This is a genomic window from Fervidicella metallireducens AeB (assembly GCF_000601455.1).
In the GTDB taxonomy this organism is placed as follows: Bacteria; Bacillota; Clostridia; order Clostridiales; family Caloramatoraceae; genus Fervidicella; species Fervidicella metallireducens.
Genome location: NZ_AZQP01000002.1, coordinates 19,907 through 33,776, shown reverse-complemented (window position 1 = coordinate 33,776; position 13,870 = coordinate 19,907). Strand labels below are relative to the sequence as shown.

Annotated in this window: 15 protein-coding genes; 3 read left to right on the top strand and 12 right to left on the bottom strand. The window is 32.6% G+C overall.

What is annotated here, in order from left to right; translation table 11 throughout:
• The 4 genes from Q428_RS01000 to Q428_RS00985 all read right to left on the bottom strand — a co-directional run bounded on the left by Q428_RS01000 (position 1) and on the right by Q428_RS00985 (position 3,634).
• Complete coding sequence (locus tag Q428_RS01000; protein ID WP_035377359.1) at positions 1-183, bottom strand: hypothetical protein; 183 nt, start codon at positions 181-183, stop codon at positions 1-3.
• Positions 184-239: 56 nt separating this feature from the next.
• Positions 240-854 carry an MBL fold metallo-hydrolase gene (locus Q428_RS00995; RefSeq protein WP_035377357.1) on the bottom strand — a complete coding sequence of 205 codons (615 nt, stop codon included), beginning with the start codon at positions 852-854 and terminating at the stop codon, positions 240-242.
• A 156-nt stretch (positions 855-1,010) separates the two neighbouring features.
• Positions 1,011-2,660, bottom strand: a complete 1,650-nt coding sequence (gene hcp / locus Q428_RS00990; protein ID WP_084478013.1) for a hydroxylamine reductase — start codon at positions 2,658-2,660, stop codon at positions 1,011-1,013.
• A 107-nt stretch (positions 2,661-2,767) separates the two neighbouring features.
• Entirely contained in the window at positions 2,768-3,634 is an 867-nt protein-coding gene (locus Q428_RS00985; protein ID WP_035377356.1) for a polysaccharide deacetylase family protein, read from the bottom strand.
• A gap of 167 nt (positions 3,635-3,801) precedes the next feature.
• Between Q428_RS00985 and Q428_RS00980 the strand changes: the two genes are divergently transcribed.
• The 3 genes from Q428_RS00980 to Q428_RS00970 all read left to right on the top strand — a co-directional run bounded on the left by Q428_RS00980 (position 3,802) and on the right by Q428_RS00970 (position 6,375).
• Positions 3,802-4,395, top strand: coding sequence for a hypothetical protein (locus tag Q428_RS00980; RefSeq protein ID WP_035377355.1), 594 nt, complete (start codon positions 3,802-3,804; stop codon positions 4,393-4,395).
• Complete coding sequence (locus Q428_RS00975; protein ID WP_035377353.1) at positions 4,392-5,135, top strand: DivIVA domain-containing protein; 744 nt, start codon at positions 4,392-4,394, stop codon at positions 5,133-5,135. Before Q428_RS00980 ends, Q428_RS00975 begins: the two co-directional genes overlap by 4 nt.
• 61 nt (positions 5,136-5,196) lie before the next feature.
• Positions 5,197-6,375, top strand: coding sequence for a glycosyltransferase (locus tag Q428_RS00970; protein ID WP_242847736.1), 1,179 nt, complete (start codon positions 5,197-5,199; stop codon positions 6,373-6,375).
• A gap of 20 nt (positions 6,376-6,395) precedes the next feature.
• Here Q428_RS00970 and dtd read toward each other — a convergent pair whose 3' ends face one another.
• The 8 genes from dtd to Q428_RS00930 form a co-directional block, all read right to left on the bottom strand.
• Complete coding sequence (dtd, locus tag Q428_RS00965) at positions 6,396-6,845, bottom strand: D-aminoacyl-tRNA deacylase (RefSeq protein WP_035377351.1); 450 nt, start codon at positions 6,843-6,845, stop codon at positions 6,396-6,398.
• A gap of 12 nt (positions 6,846-6,857) precedes the next feature.
• Positions 6,858-9,023 (bottom strand): RelA/SpoT family protein, encoded by a 2,166-nt coding sequence (locus Q428_RS00960; protein WP_035377350.1) that lies wholly within the window; start codon positions 9,021-9,023, stop codon positions 6,858-6,860.
• A 131-nt stretch (positions 9,024-9,154) separates the two neighbouring features.
• The gene (locus Q428_RS00955; protein WP_035377348.1) at positions 9,155-9,673 is read right to left on the bottom strand and encodes an adenine phosphoribosyltransferase; all 519 of its coding nucleotides are present in this window, start codon (positions 9,671-9,673) and stop codon (positions 9,155-9,157) included.
• A gap of 83 nt (positions 9,674-9,756) precedes the next feature.
• Positions 9,757-10,146 carry a DHH family phosphoesterase gene (locus Q428_RS00950; RefSeq protein ID WP_035377346.1) on the bottom strand — a complete coding sequence of 130 codons (390 nt, stop codon included), beginning with the start codon at positions 10,144-10,146 and terminating at the stop codon, positions 9,757-9,759.
• Entirely contained in the window at positions 10,103-10,765 is a 663-nt protein-coding gene (locus tag Q428_RS00945) for a DHH family phosphoesterase (RefSeq protein WP_035377344.1), read from the bottom strand. The genes Q428_RS00950 and Q428_RS00945 overlap by 44 nt, the downstream gene beginning before the upstream one ends.
• A gap of 126 nt (positions 10,766-10,891) precedes the next feature.
• Positions 10,892-11,749, bottom strand: coding sequence for a protein translocase subunit SecF (gene secF / locus Q428_RS00940; protein ID WP_035377342.1), 858 nt, complete (start codon positions 11,747-11,749; stop codon positions 10,892-10,894).
• A 13-nt stretch (positions 11,750-11,762) separates the two neighbouring features.
• The gene (secD, locus tag Q428_RS00935; RefSeq protein ID WP_035377341.1) at positions 11,763-12,992 is read right to left on the bottom strand and encodes a protein translocase subunit SecD; all 1,230 of its coding nucleotides are present in this window, start codon (positions 12,990-12,992) and stop codon (positions 11,763-11,765) included.
• 86 nt (positions 12,993-13,078) lie between these two features.
• The gene (locus Q428_RS00930; RefSeq protein ID WP_479723631.1) at positions 13,079-13,738 is read right to left on the bottom strand and encodes an HD domain-containing protein; all 660 of its coding nucleotides are present in this window, start codon (positions 13,736-13,738) and stop codon (positions 13,079-13,081) included.
• Positions 13,739-13,870 lie beyond the last annotated feature (132 nt).

Genomic DNA, 13,870 nt, shown 5'->3' with positions numbered 1-13,870 from the left:
TTAATATTCTTCTGTTGTATCATCCTTTAATCTTTGAAGATTTGATTCGCTGACATTTAAAAATTTTGCTATCTCTTTATCTTTATATCCTAAATCGATCATGCTTTTATATGTATCAAAACTAAATGACGAAAATGAATCATAATCCATGTTAAAGCCTTTGTAGTTTTGTTTTCTTTTCATGATTACCCCTCCTAAAGTTTTAACTTTAGGTTACCCACATATACCTCATTTATTCACTAAAGAAATGGGTTATATTTTCTCTCATAGCCAACTGTAGTATAGGGACCGTGACCTGGATATAATTTTGTTTCATCTGAGAATTTCATTATCTTATTTTTTATTGATAGAACAAGCTCCTCATGACTGGCGAATGGAAAGTCTGTTCTTCCAATAGAACCATTAAAGATTGTATCTCCTGTGAAAATTATATCTCCTATTTTATAACAGACTCCTCCTGGAGTATGTCCAGGTGTTTCTATCACCTCAATATCCATTTCTCCTATTTTAAATTTATCCCCTTCACAAACATATATATCGATATCAAATGGATGGATAGAAGTAAATAACCTGCTAAGCTCTGCATTTGCACCCTTTACAAGATATTCATCATTCCTATGTAAAAGCACCTTCACCCCAGTTTTATCCTTAACCTCTTTTACACCAGCAATATGGTCCCCATGTCCATGGGTTAGTAGGATATATTTTAATTTTATCCCTAATTTTTCACACCTTTTTAAAATTGTATCAGGATCTCCACCTATATCTATCAATATACCTTCCTTTAAGTCCTCATCTGCTACAATATAACAATTTGATTGAAATGCACCTAATGGAAAAACCTCCAAAATCACTGCTACCACCCCTTAAATCATAATTACATTTTAGCGTACAGTTATTATTATATATTAATACAGCATCTTTTCAATATTATTAATATTTTTGACTATCTCCCCTTCATAAAAAAGCCACCCAGAGATGTTTTTATCTTTGGGTGGCTAACTTTAATTCTATTGTCCTAAAATAACTTTTAAATCATCCTCTGGGGTTGAAATTGGTTTAATATTAAATTTATCAATTAATACCTGAAGTACATCAGGGGATATAAATGCTGGTAAAGATGGCCCTAAATAGATGTTTTTTATGCCGAGAGAAAGTAATGTGATTAAAATACAAACTGCCTTTTGTTCGTACCATGATAGTATTAAAGATAATGGCAGATCGTTAACTCCACAATTAAATGCCTCTGCCAATGCAAGGGCTATCTTTATAGCTGAATAGGAATCATTACATTGACCAACATCTAATAATCTTGGGAATTCGCCAATTTTTCCAAAATCCATTTTATTGAATCTATATTTACCACAGGCAAGGGTTAAAATCAATGTATCTGGCGGCGTTTTTTGAGCGAATTCAGTATAATAATTTCTTCCAGGTCTAGCTCCATCACATCCACCTACAAGGAAGAAATGTTTGATTGCTCCATTTTTTACTGCTTCAACAATCTTTCCTGCATTGCTTAAAACTGCATTATGTCCAAAACCTACTATAATTTTTTTCTCTTGTTCATCTTCAGGCCAGCCACCTAACTGTAATGCCTTATTTATGATAAGGGAAAAATCTTTTTTACCATTAACCTCTTTTATGTGGGAAATTCCAGGGCATCCAACTATGCTGGTTGTAAACAATCTATCTGTATAGGAATCTCTTGGCTTCATTAAACAGTTAGTTGTCATAAGAATACATCCTGGTAGTCCATCAAATTCCTTTTGCTGATCCTGCCATGCACCACCAAAATTTCCAATTAAGTGTTTATATTTTTTAAGCTCAGGATATCCATGGGCAGGCAGCATTTCTCCATGGGTATAGATATTAATTCCCTTACCTTCAGTTTGCTCTAGGAGTTCCTTTAAATCCTTTAAATCGTGGCCTGAAACAACAATGAAAGGACCCTTTTTCATTGTAATCAAAACTTCAGTTGGGACTGGATTACCATATGAGCTTGTATTAGCTTTATCTAAAAGCTCCATACACTTTAAATTAACCTGACCGAATTCCATTATTAAAGCCAGTAAATCATCAACACCTAGTTTTTTATCAATTGTAGCAGCAAACCCTTTATAGAAGAAGTTATTTACTTCCACATCATTAAAACCCAGTACATGTGCATGGTGTGCATATGCTCCCATACCCTTCATACCATAGATAAGCATTTCTCGTAAGGATCGGATGTTTGCATCAAGGGTCTGATCATACATTATTCCGGCTTTCACAGCATCTCTTAACATTTCTTCCTTTGTAGCTGGAAGCTTATACTCAGCTGCTTCTGGTACTTCATTACATATGTCTTTAGCCTTTGTTTTCAATTCCTCTTTAATCTTATCTGCTGTTCTTAAATATTCAACAAATCTCTCTGAATCAAAATTAACATTCGTAAGGGTAGAAAAAGAGGCATCCATCATAAATTTATGGGTTTCATCATCAATTACCATGCCTTTTTCTATAAGTTTTTGTCCATAAAATCCTATTCCCTTTAGTAGATATATAAGCAAATCCTGAAGTGCAGCCACCTCTGGATCCTTAGAGCAGTTACCAAGTTTTGTACATCCCTTTCCTCCAATGGTCTGCTCGCATTGATAACAAAACATCTCTTCTTTCATTAAATTCACTCCTTAATTTTTAATCTTCAGGATTTAGTGTTCCTATTTTCTTTTTCTTCTATTCCTTTTCAAATTATGCCTAGGTAACCTTTTACAACACTTGCAAATTATTTTCTGTTTAAAACCCACTTCTCAATATCTGACCAGGTATATTTATTAACTAATACCCTTTTTATACAGAAACTAGGGTCATCAGATTTAACAATACCAGGATTTAATGTAAATATTAGCTCAAATCCTACTTTAAGAATTTTCTCATCAGTTTCAGGGATTCCAAAACCGTAAGGATATGAAAAATATTTTGGAGAAAATCCTAGATAATTATTGATTGTTTCTTGTGACCTAATAGTATCCTCTACGAAAAGATTTACATTTTCTGTTTTTATAAAGGGGGGATTGTTTTTTTTATCTAAATAATGCATGTTATGAGTATGGGTTCCCACAGTTACCAGATTTGACTGATACATCTCTTTAATCATATCCCAATCACATAGTCTCAATCCTTTAAAATTCTTATCCCCAACTCTCCCAGTAATAATAAACAAAGTAAAGGGTATTTTATTTTTCTGCAAAATTGGAAAAGCATTTTTATAGACACTCTCATCAACATCATCAAAGGTTATGATTACACTCTTTTCAGGGATAGTTATTTTATTAGAAATGTAAAACTTAAGCTCATCTGGAGTTAAAAAATTAGCCCCATTATCCTTTAAAAATTTAATCTGATTCTCAAAGTCCTCTCCCAAAACAGAATATATATTGAGTTCATTATCATCTGTATATTTCGTAACTATTTTATAAAACAATTTTGTTGAATAATCCTTAGGCAATACCCTGTGATAGCACAATATTAAACATCCACTTCCATTTAATTCAATGTCATTATAATGATTGACAGTTTTCTTATATGAACTAAAAAAAATTATCAGACAAATAAGGAGTGTTAATGTCAGGAATTTAAAACAACTTTTCATACATATCCCCTAAACTTTTATCTGTACTTTGTAGATTATATGCAAATTTTTTTGACTGATATCACAAATTATTTTCGAAATTAAAAGTTTTTATCATCAATAAAGGTTTAGCAGCATATTGTATTAATAAAATTAATATAAATTTTTTCTAAGGCATGGTGTTTGATTTGAGTTTCTTTAAGAAAACATTTATTAAAGCTTTAACTTCAATTCTATGGATTTTCATAAGCTTTCTGATATGCTGGATATTTATTTCTACAATATGGTGGCTTCTTGGCAAATTTATCTACAACGAACTTTTTATACCTCAGAAAGTAATAAATACAATCCTTACTATTGCACTATCGATTTTATGGATTTTAATCACAGCCATTATATTTAAAATACGTAGTAAACACATATTTAAAGTGAAAACTAAATACTATCAGAAATCTTGTGAGTTTGTCAGTGAACATTGGACAAGTTATTTATCTGAACTTAGTTGTTCAACAGAAAATTTTCCGAAACTTAATAATAAACAAATCAAAAAACATGATTTAAGCGAATATCCAGCAGAATATTTAATATCATATGCCCTTATTCAAGTTAAAAAGGGAAATATTCCAGTTGCAGTCAGCATATTAAGGCATCTTATAAAAGATGAATCCACACCGGCAATAATAAAAAAAGCCTCAGAACATGAGCTTAAAAAGTTATTTTCAGTAATAAATATTGAAGGCAAAAATGCCTCAGCTAAGTTAAAGGAGGATAAAAAAATATGAGTAACTCTGTAAATCAATTTACCACTAAATTCAACAGGACTTTAAAAGGTTATTCAATTGAGGAAGTTAATTCTTTTATTAACAACCTAATTGCAGAAAACGAAAAGTTGAAAAATGAACTTACAAAATGTAAAGAATTACTGGAAGATTACACAAATCAGGAAAAATATATAAAATCAGCATTAGTCACAGCTGAGCAGACTGCTTCACAAATTAAACTAAATGCCCAGAATGAAGCTAAACAAATAATAGAGAAGGCTGAAAAAGAAAGACAGGAATTGATAGACAAAACAGTTGAAGAAACTTCGCAATTTAAAGAAAATATATACAAATACTTCTATGGATATGAACATGATCTAAGGCTGATTTTAAATAATTTCTACTCTAAAGCAAGAAATCATATAGAGCGACTAGAAAAGGATTTCTGCAAAGATATAGAAGATGTTATTATAAAATATGAGAACAATTATCCTAAAAATTTTGATTATAATCAACAATGTGATGTTAATACTGAGGAGAATATTAAGTTAGATTCAATTGAAGATAGATGGGATAAAATAGATACTTCATTATTTTTAGGCAAACAACTAAAAAAGAATCTTTGCGACGCATCAGGAAATATTATAGTAGAAAAAAACTCTATACTAACACCAAGACTAATAGAAAATATCATCGATAAGGGATTATATGGCGAGCTTCTTCTGGCGTTAACATCAATTGAAGATAATGATGAGGAATAGCATGTTTTTATATTCTATCTATCAGTATCTTTCCTATTTTGTTTTTGTTTATCCCCTTATAATGAGTATAGTTTGGATAGTAGGTGGTATATATTTTTGGTCAAACTTTGAAAATAAAGCCCCCTTAAATCTAAATGAAATCAAAGACTGGCCTCCGGTAACAATCTTGGTACCATGTCATAATGAGGAAGCTGTTATAAGAAAAACCTGTGAAAGGCTAAGATATCTTAACTATTTAGATTACCAGGTAATCTTTATTGATGATGCCAGTAGTGATGCTACCAGTAATATCATCAGTGAATTCATAGGGGACATAGCCTATTTTCATTTGTTATCATTAAAAAAAAATCTTGGAAAAGCTGGGGCACTAAACAAAGCCCTGTCTTATGTCAATACTCCATTTGTTTTAGTTCTTGACGCTGATACAATCTTGTTAAATCTATCTTTAAAATGGCTGGTGGCTCCATTCTACTTTAATACAAAACTTGCAGCAGTTACTGGCAACCCTTTACCGTTAAACAGATCTAATCTGTTAAGTAAGTTTCAGACTGCTGAATTTATGTCTATAATCGGATTAATAAAAAGATGCCAGTCATTTTGGGGAAAAATTTTCACTGTCTCTGGATGCATTACTCTTTATAGTACATCAGCTTTGAAGAATGTAGGGGGATTTTCATCCTATACCGCTACTGAGGATATTGACGTATCATGGAAACTTCAAAGATTGTCCTATGAAATCTGGTTTCAGCCAGAAGCTATTGCATATATACAAGTACCAACGAAATTCAAAGAGTATATTAAACAGCGAAAAAGATGGGCTTTAGGTGGATGGCATCTTTTAAGAACCCATAAATCTGTATTTACTGAAAAAGAAAATAAAAAACTTTGGACGATTTATCTCGAAACTGTTGCTGCTTATCTATGGGCCTTCTGTTTTGTTATTGTTTTTTCCATAGATATTATTTTATTTGTCATAAGAAATCACAATCCTGTAAATCTATTTGGATGGACTGCCTCAATTCTCTGCTTTATTTGTGTTCTTCAAATGCTAATCGCAATTTTTATTAATCTTCGTTACGATAAAAGCCTGATTAAGAGTATTTTTTGGATTCCCTGGTATCCTTTAATTTTCTTCTCTGTTGGAGCTTTCTTAGTAGTTTCAACTTTTATAAAAGGACTATTTGGGAGCCTTGAGAACTCAGGAAAATGGAATAGTCCTGAGAGGGATGTAAATAAATAAAAGCGTGCATGACTGCACGCTTAAAAATTTTTTTTGCTATCTAAGATAAGTGTTACTGGTCCATTATTCACCAGTTCAACATCCATCATTGCCTGAAATTGTCCTGTTTCTACCTTGTTTACGTATTTTTTGCACTCATCTACGAATTTTAAATACATCTCTTCTGCATATTGTGGTTTAGCAGCCATCATAAAATTAGGCCTTCTGCCCTTTCTGCAATCACCATACAGAGTAAACTGTGATACAACAAGAAGTTCTCCCTCAACATCCATAAGGGACAAATTCATTTTATCATCTTCATCTTCAAAAACCCTAAGGTTACAAATCTTTTCAGCAAGGTATTTAATATCCTCATCATTATCTGCATCCTCAATTCCAAGTAAAACAACATGTCCCTTGCCAATTTCACCTACTATTTTATCATCAACTTTAACACTTGCTTTGCTCACCCTTTGTACAACAGCTCTCATATTCTCCACTCCTTAGCTTCTATTTCTATAAACATCAACAACCCCAGGTACTTTCCTGAACTCCTTCATAACCTTTTCAAGCTGTTCTATATCAACTACCTGTAAGGTTAGGGAAACTATAGCTTCGTTATTTTTATTTGTTCTTGCGTTTATACCCCTGACTTCAACCTTGGAATTTGCAATAGCCATAGTTATTTCTGCTAATAGACCGTGTCTATCCTGAGCTTCAATCTGAATTTCAGCAAGGAAGTTAGTATTATGGTCTCCTGTCCATCTAGACTCAACTACCCTTTCCGGCTCACTTGCAGCAAGATAGCTGAAGTTTGAACAATCTTTTCTATGAATGGAAACGCCCCTGCCCTTAGTTATAAATCCTATTATTTCATCTCCAGGAACAGGGTTGCAACATTTAGCAAATCTCACCAAAATGTCCTTTTCACCCTTTATTTCAACTCCAGGCTTCTTGTTTTCTGGTTTATGCTTTCGCCTGTTCTGCTGTCTCTCTAAAGCTCTCCAATCTGGTTCTTTTATTCCTTCGTGTTTTCTTATTTCTTCCTTAATTCTTAAAACTACCTGCTGAGCAGTTATTGCACCACTTCCAACAGATAAATATAAATCTTCAAGCTGATTATAGTTAAACCTCTTTAAAACCACATCGATATATTCGCCCTTCATGGCTTCAGAGTAGGAAAGAGCCTGCCTTTTTATTTCTTTTTCTATACTTTCCTTGCCCTTTTCTACGTTTTCTTCTTTAAAAGTCTTTTTAAACCATTGTCTTATCTTACTTTTTGCCTGTGAACTTTTTGCAATATTAAGCCAATCTCTGCTTGGTCCCTTTGATGTTGTTGAAGTAACTATTTCAACTATTTCCCCTGTCTTAAGTTTATAATCAAGTGGCACCATCTTTCCGTTAACTTTAGCACCAATACATTTATTTCCTACATCTGTGTGTATTCTATATGCAAAGTCAATAGGTGTTGCATCTACCGGTAAATCAACAACAGAACCCTTTGGAGTAAATACAAAGACCTCATCAGTGAATAAATCCATCTTAACGGTTTCCATGAATTCTGTTGGGTCCTTGGCCTCCCTTTGTATTTCAACAATTTCCCTTAGCCACTTTAGCTTATCTTCAATATCACTTTCCTCAATACCTTCTTTATACTTCCAATGGGCTGCAATACCATATTCTGCTGTCCTATGCATTTCCCAGGTTCTAATTTGTATTTCAAAGGGCTGACCTCCTGGCCCAATCACAGTTGAGTGTATAGATTGATACATATTGGGTTTTGGCATAGCTATATAATCTTTAAATCTTCCTGGTATTGGTTTCCATAATGTATGTGCGATTCCAAGTGCTGCATAACAATCTTTTACCGTATCTACAATAACTCTGATTGCCAGTAAATCGAAAATCTGATCAAAGGTTTTATTCTTATAAACCATCTTTCGATAAATACTGTAAAAATGTTTTGGTCTCCCGTCTATATCAGCTTCTATACCTGACATTTTAAGATTTGATTTTAATGTATTTACAATTTCAACGATGAGTTTTTCTCTTTCGGCTCTCTTAGTTTGGATTTTATTAACTAAATCATAATATTCCTCTGGCTTTAAATATCTTAATGCTAAATCTTCAAGCTCCCACTTTATTTTAGAAATACCAAGTCTATGGGCAAGGGGTGCAAAAATATCCATTGTCTCCTGGGAAGTAGACTTCTGCTTCTCTACTGGTCTATACTTTAAAGTTCTCATATTATGTAGCCTGTCTGCAAGCTTTATAAGTATAACCCTTACATCCTTAGCCATAGCTATAAGCATTTTTCTCATATTTTCTGCCTGTTGTTCTTCCTTAGTCTTATATTCAATTTTCCCAAGTTTAGTTACCCCTTCAACTAGATTTGCAACCTGCTCGTTAAACTCTAGCTTTATATCCTCATAGGTATACTCAGTATCCTCTACGACATCATGAAGAAGACCAGCACAAATAGTATCTGTATCAAGACCCATTTCAACAAGAATACAGGCAACCTCAACAGGATGAACTATATAAGCCTCACCTGAATCTCTAAATTGATTGACATGTGCCTTTTCAGCTATATAATATGCTTTTTTAATCAAATCAATATTTACATCTAGTTTGTACTCCTGAATTTTATTCAGTAACCTTTCAAGCATAGTAGCCCTCTTTCCTTAAAATTACAATATATGGCTGGTAACACTACCAGCCATATTTTTTACTATTATATATTAATTTGTATCATTTTGCAAATTTTTTCGACAATCATTATATAAGTGTAATAAAGATATTAAAATTCATATTGAACTAGGGAATTAACTTTATAGCCCTCAAGCTTATCTCTTCCCTTTAGCCCTGTGAGTTCAACTACAAAATTCATTGCAACAACTTCTCCACCAAGCTGTTCAACTAATTTAGCAACTGAAGCTATTGTTCCACCTGTTGCTAGCAAATCATCAACTATCAGAACCCTCTGTCCAGGTTTAATTGCATCTTTATGTATTTCTAAAGCATCATTACCGTATTCCAGAGCATACTCATATCTTAAAGTATCACCAGGAAGCTTTCCTGGCTTTCTAACTGGAATAAATCCAATTCCTAAAGCATATGCAATAGGAGCACCTAATAAAAATCCTCTTGCCTCTGGTCCAACAACTATGTCAATTTTTTCATCCTTTACTAAATCAATTAAGCTATCTATTGTGTATTTAAATGCTTCTCCATCATCCAGAATAGTAGTTATATCTTTGAAACTGATTCCAACCTTAGGAAAATCTTCAATGACTCTGATTTTTTCTTTTAAATCCATTATAATTCCTCCTAAAACAAAGAGATTGTTTTTCTTTGATAAGAATATTATATATCATTCACATTTCTCATTAAACAAAAATCTTAAAAGCATCTGCATAAATCATAATTTGTATTTATCTCTTCATAAATTCCATCATGAAATTGCACTTTTAAATAATTTCTATTTTCATGCTCAATATATTTTACTATTTGCAGTGCCTTATAATAATCGCAGGTAGTAAATAGTTCAACTACAATTCTGGGATTACAGACTTTAACTGCTATATCTATTTTATTTGCAATTTTTTCAAATATTCCATATGAAGAGATTTTTTCCTGCTCTTCTAATCCTGCAATCAAAGATTTAATTGCACATCTTTGGGTTTTGTTAATCAACTTCAAACCGTACTTAACTATAGATTTGTTTTCATCTACCAAAGGAACTTTTTCAGATATTGAAGCAATTGCAACGATATCTAAAAAAGTCTTCACATCCATTTAACCCATAATAGTGCCAAAGTGCCTGAATGAATTTAAAGGCTACTCCACATCCTGTTAAATCCTTAAATGGATATTCACAATCATTTCTATTAGGGTTAATAACAATAGCATCAGATTTTCCTGAAACTGACTGATTATAATCCACTATTATTACATCCATCCCAAGAGCTTTAGCATATTCAGCTTCATAATCTGAACTATTACCACACCCTACAACAATAATAACATCATAGGCAAGGTTTTTAACATACTCCACAGCTGCTATGCTAAGTCCCTTTTCCCCAGAATTACCATCAGGTATATAATAGCTAACGTCTGCACCAAGTTTCATTAATGCCTTGTAAATAATAGATGTGCTTAAAATTCCGTCAATGCCGTTATTACCAAATACTATAACCCTTTGCCTGCCTTTAATAGCTGCATCTATTCTATCTACAGCCTTATCCATATCCTTCAGCAAAAAAGGATTATATAATCTGAATACATCATTAAATCCAGATTTAGAAAATTCCTTTTTCAGCTCCTTGGGAACCGCTGTTTTACATATTAAGTTGTTTTTCCCTAATAAATAACCACTGTCTAATTTCTTATTTAAAAGCCATTTTTCCATAACATTGTTCCCCTTAGTATAATTGAAAACATATATATTATAATTTAGATATGGAATATGTGCAATCCTAAATTAATTGTATTGCAAAATTTTGTCTAAAAAAAAACCAGCTTACGCTGGCTTTAATTATGCTTTTAACCCTTTGTTCTTCCACAACATCCAAATAGGTGTTGCAATAAAGATTGATGAATATGTACCGCTTAATATACCAACTATTAAAGGTAATGCAAACTCCTTTATTGATGGAACACCTAAAATATAAATTGAAGTTATTGTAAACAATGTTGTTAAAACAGTATTGATTGATCTTGCTAAAGTTTGTGTAATACTAGCATTAGCAAGAGTTGTAAAGTCTTTATATTTACCTAGCTTGTTATTTTCTCTGATTCTATCAAAAACTACTATTGTATCATTAATAGAATATCCAAGAATCGTAAGCATAGCAGCTATAAAGCTGTTATTTACAGGAATCTGTAATAATACATACACAGATATAGTTACAAGTACGTCATGAAGCAGTGCGAGAATTGCAGCTACACCAGATTTATACTCAAATCTGAAGGAAATATAAACAAGCATTAGAAAAACCGCTACAACTACAGATATAAATGCACTTCTTCTTGTTTCACTTCCGATGGAAGGTCCTATATGTTCTGTTTCTCTTAAGTCATTATCCTGAAGATTATATTTTGCCTTAATTTCACTAAATAATTGCGGAATCTCTTCCTGAGTTAAACTCTGACCAGTAATTGTTATTTCATTTCCTTCTATCTCCCTTACAATAGCCTGGGAATCATATTTCTCCGCAATAGGTCTTATTTCTGTTATATCAAAGGCTTTTCCTATTCTAATTGTTACAACTGTACCACCTTTAAAATCAACACCAAGATTTAATCCTCTAAATGCCCATGTTGCCATACCTATCACAATAATTGCGATAGAAATTGAAAACCACAGTTTTGATTTTTCCACTATCTTAAACATCTAAATCCCCCCCTTAAGCTCCGTAGAATTTGGTGTTCTTAATCCAACCTGTATTTGCAAAGGACTTAAGTAAAAATCTTGTAATTGTAATTGCCGTAAACATACTGCAAAGAACACCTATAATCAGAGTAAGGGCAAAACCTTTAACTGACCCTGTTCCTAAGAAATTTAATGTAAATGCAGCTATTAAAGTTGTAATGTTTCCATCAAAAATAGATGAAAATGCTCTGCTGAAGCCTTGATCTATAGCTGTTTTTAATGATTTACCAAGCTTAAGCTCTTCTTTAATTCTCTCAAAAATCAGTACGTTAGCATCCACCGCCATACCTATTGAAAGAAGCAATCCTGCAATTCCCGGCAGCGTTAGTGTGGCATTTATACCAACAAAAATCAGTAATGTTAACATTATATATACAGCAAGTGCCAGATCGGCAATTAGCCCAGGTATTCTATAATAAAGAGCCATAAATATCATAACTAATAAAATACCTATTACAGCTGCCTTCTTACTGGTTGGTATAGCTTCTGATCCTAATGAAGCACCTATTGTTTTTACAGTTGCAGCTTGAAGTTTTACTGGCAGAGCACCTGATTGAATAATGCCTGCAAGCCTTTTCGCTTCTTCTATATCCTTACTTCCGCTTATTATAGCTTCACCGTTTGGAATAGCTTCATTTACCTGTGGTGCTGATACTACATCATCGTCCATATATATGGTTATTACCTTACCTACATATTTGCTTGTTGCCTCAGCAAATTTCTTTGCTCCTGAATCCTTTAATTTTAATTGAACAACAGGTGCATTAGTTCTTTGATCAACACCAACTGTTGCTTCCTTAACATCATCACCTGTAATTATTTCATCGTTGTTTGGTCCAACAAATCTTAGTTTACCTGTTTTACCAACAACATCTAATGCCTTTTTTGCATCATAAATCCCTGGAATTTCAATTCTGATTCTATTTTGATTAGTTAAAACTACTGTTGATTCAGAAACTCCAAGATTATTAACTCTAAGCTCTAATAGCTCTTTTGTTCTGTTTATTGTGTCTTTATCTACGTTTTTATCAACGATTTCCTCTTCAATATAAACTCCACCCTTTAAATCCAGGCCTAGCTTTAAAGCTTTACCAATAGATGAAATCTGATAATCACCTAATATAAGTCCTGATGATAATGCATAAGCACAGAAAATTATCAATAATGCGCTTATAATAAAAGTAATTTTACTTTTGTTTTTCATTATAACTTTCCCCCCCATGTTATTGGTGATATGCTAATTATACAACCAGTAGTATTTTTAGTCAACTTTTCTAATTGTTCCTTAATTTATAACAGTCTTGCACCATTTATTGTCAATTGAAATTTAGTTCCCAGATAAGATGCTGCTTTTCTGCACATTAACATTCTGTTTAAGAATATTTCAAAATATTCCATAACAGGACATATCTCAGTATCAATCTCAATGTTCAACTGAATAAACTTTTCTTCTTTGTTAACTATAACCTCAGATTTTTTAGCGGCATAATTTACCCTGTCATGAATATCAAAGGTTGCGATTTCCTTATCTCTCACCCTCCCTCTATGAACGTCTGACTTGTCTGCAAGGATTAATGCTGCAGCGATGTTATTTACTGACTGCCCGTATTCTTCTTCGTGATTTCCTATAGCTGCACATATCAATGCTATTTCTTTAAAATCCATTCCTAATTCCCTTAGAACCCTCATAGCAACTATTGCTCCTGTTTGTCCATGATCATGTCTACTCACAACATTGCCAATGTCATGAAGAAAACCTGCTATAGCTGCCAATTCAACTTCTCTTTCAGAAAAACCAAGTTCTTTTAAAATTCTTGAAGCAATACTTGAAACAATATTAGCATGTCTGAAACTATGTTCAGTAAAGCCCATTGCCCCTAAGTGTAAATTTCCATATTCTATATAAGTTTTTATCTCTTCATTTTGTTTAACCATTTCTAATGTTATCACAGGCAGCACTCCCTTTTATTATTCTATCTGTTCGCCTTTTTTCCTTCAAAATTTAATAATTATTTCTTTGATTTTACTTTAATATATTTTCCGGTTATTTTTTTTCTATTCGATATATAAATCTAGAGTAAA

What these genes read in the sequence shown, in the direction of transcription:
- Q428_RS01000 (WP_035377359.1), bottom strand. Translation starts at nt 183, where the DNA reads ATGAAAAGAAAACAAAACTACAAAGGCTTTAACATGGATTATGATTCA.
- hcp (WP_084478013.1), bottom strand. Translation starts at nt 2,660, where the DNA reads ATGAAAGAAGAGATGTTTTGTTATCAATGCGAGCAGACCATTGGAGGA.
- Q428_RS00985 (WP_035377356.1), bottom strand. Translation starts at nt 3,634, where the DNA reads ATGAAAAGTTGTTTTAAATTCCTGACATTAACACTCCTTATTTGTCTG.
- Q428_RS00975 (WP_035377353.1), top strand. Translation starts at nt 4,392, where the DNA reads ATGAGTAACTCTGTAAATCAATTTACCACTAAATTCAACAGGACTTTA.
- Q428_RS00970 (WP_242847736.1), top strand. Translation starts at nt 5,197, where the DNA reads ATGAGTATAGTTTGGATAGTAGGTGGTATATATTTTTGGTCAAACTTT.
- dtd (WP_035377351.1), bottom strand. Translation starts at nt 6,845, where the DNA reads ATGAGAGCTGTTGTACAAAGGGTGAGCAAAGCAAGTGTTAAAGTTGAT.
- Q428_RS00960 (WP_035377350.1), bottom strand. Translation starts at nt 9,023, where the DNA reads ATGCTTGAAAGGTTACTGAATAAAATTCAGGAGTACAAACTAGATGTA.
- Q428_RS00955 (WP_035377348.1), bottom strand. Translation starts at nt 9,673, where the DNA reads ATGGATTTAAAAGAAAAAATCAGAGTCATTGAAGATTTTCCTAAGGTT.
- Q428_RS00945 (WP_035377344.1), bottom strand. Translation starts at nt 10,765, where the DNA reads ATGGAAAAATGGCTTTTAAATAAGAAATTAGACAGTGGTTATTTATTA.
- secF (WP_035377342.1), bottom strand. Translation starts at nt 11,749, where the DNA reads ATGTTTAAGATAGTGGAAAAATCAAAACTGTGGTTTTCAATTTCTATC.
- secD (WP_035377341.1), bottom strand. Translation starts at nt 12,992, where the DNA reads ATGAAAAACAAAAGTAAAATTACTTTTATTATAAGCGCATTATTGATA.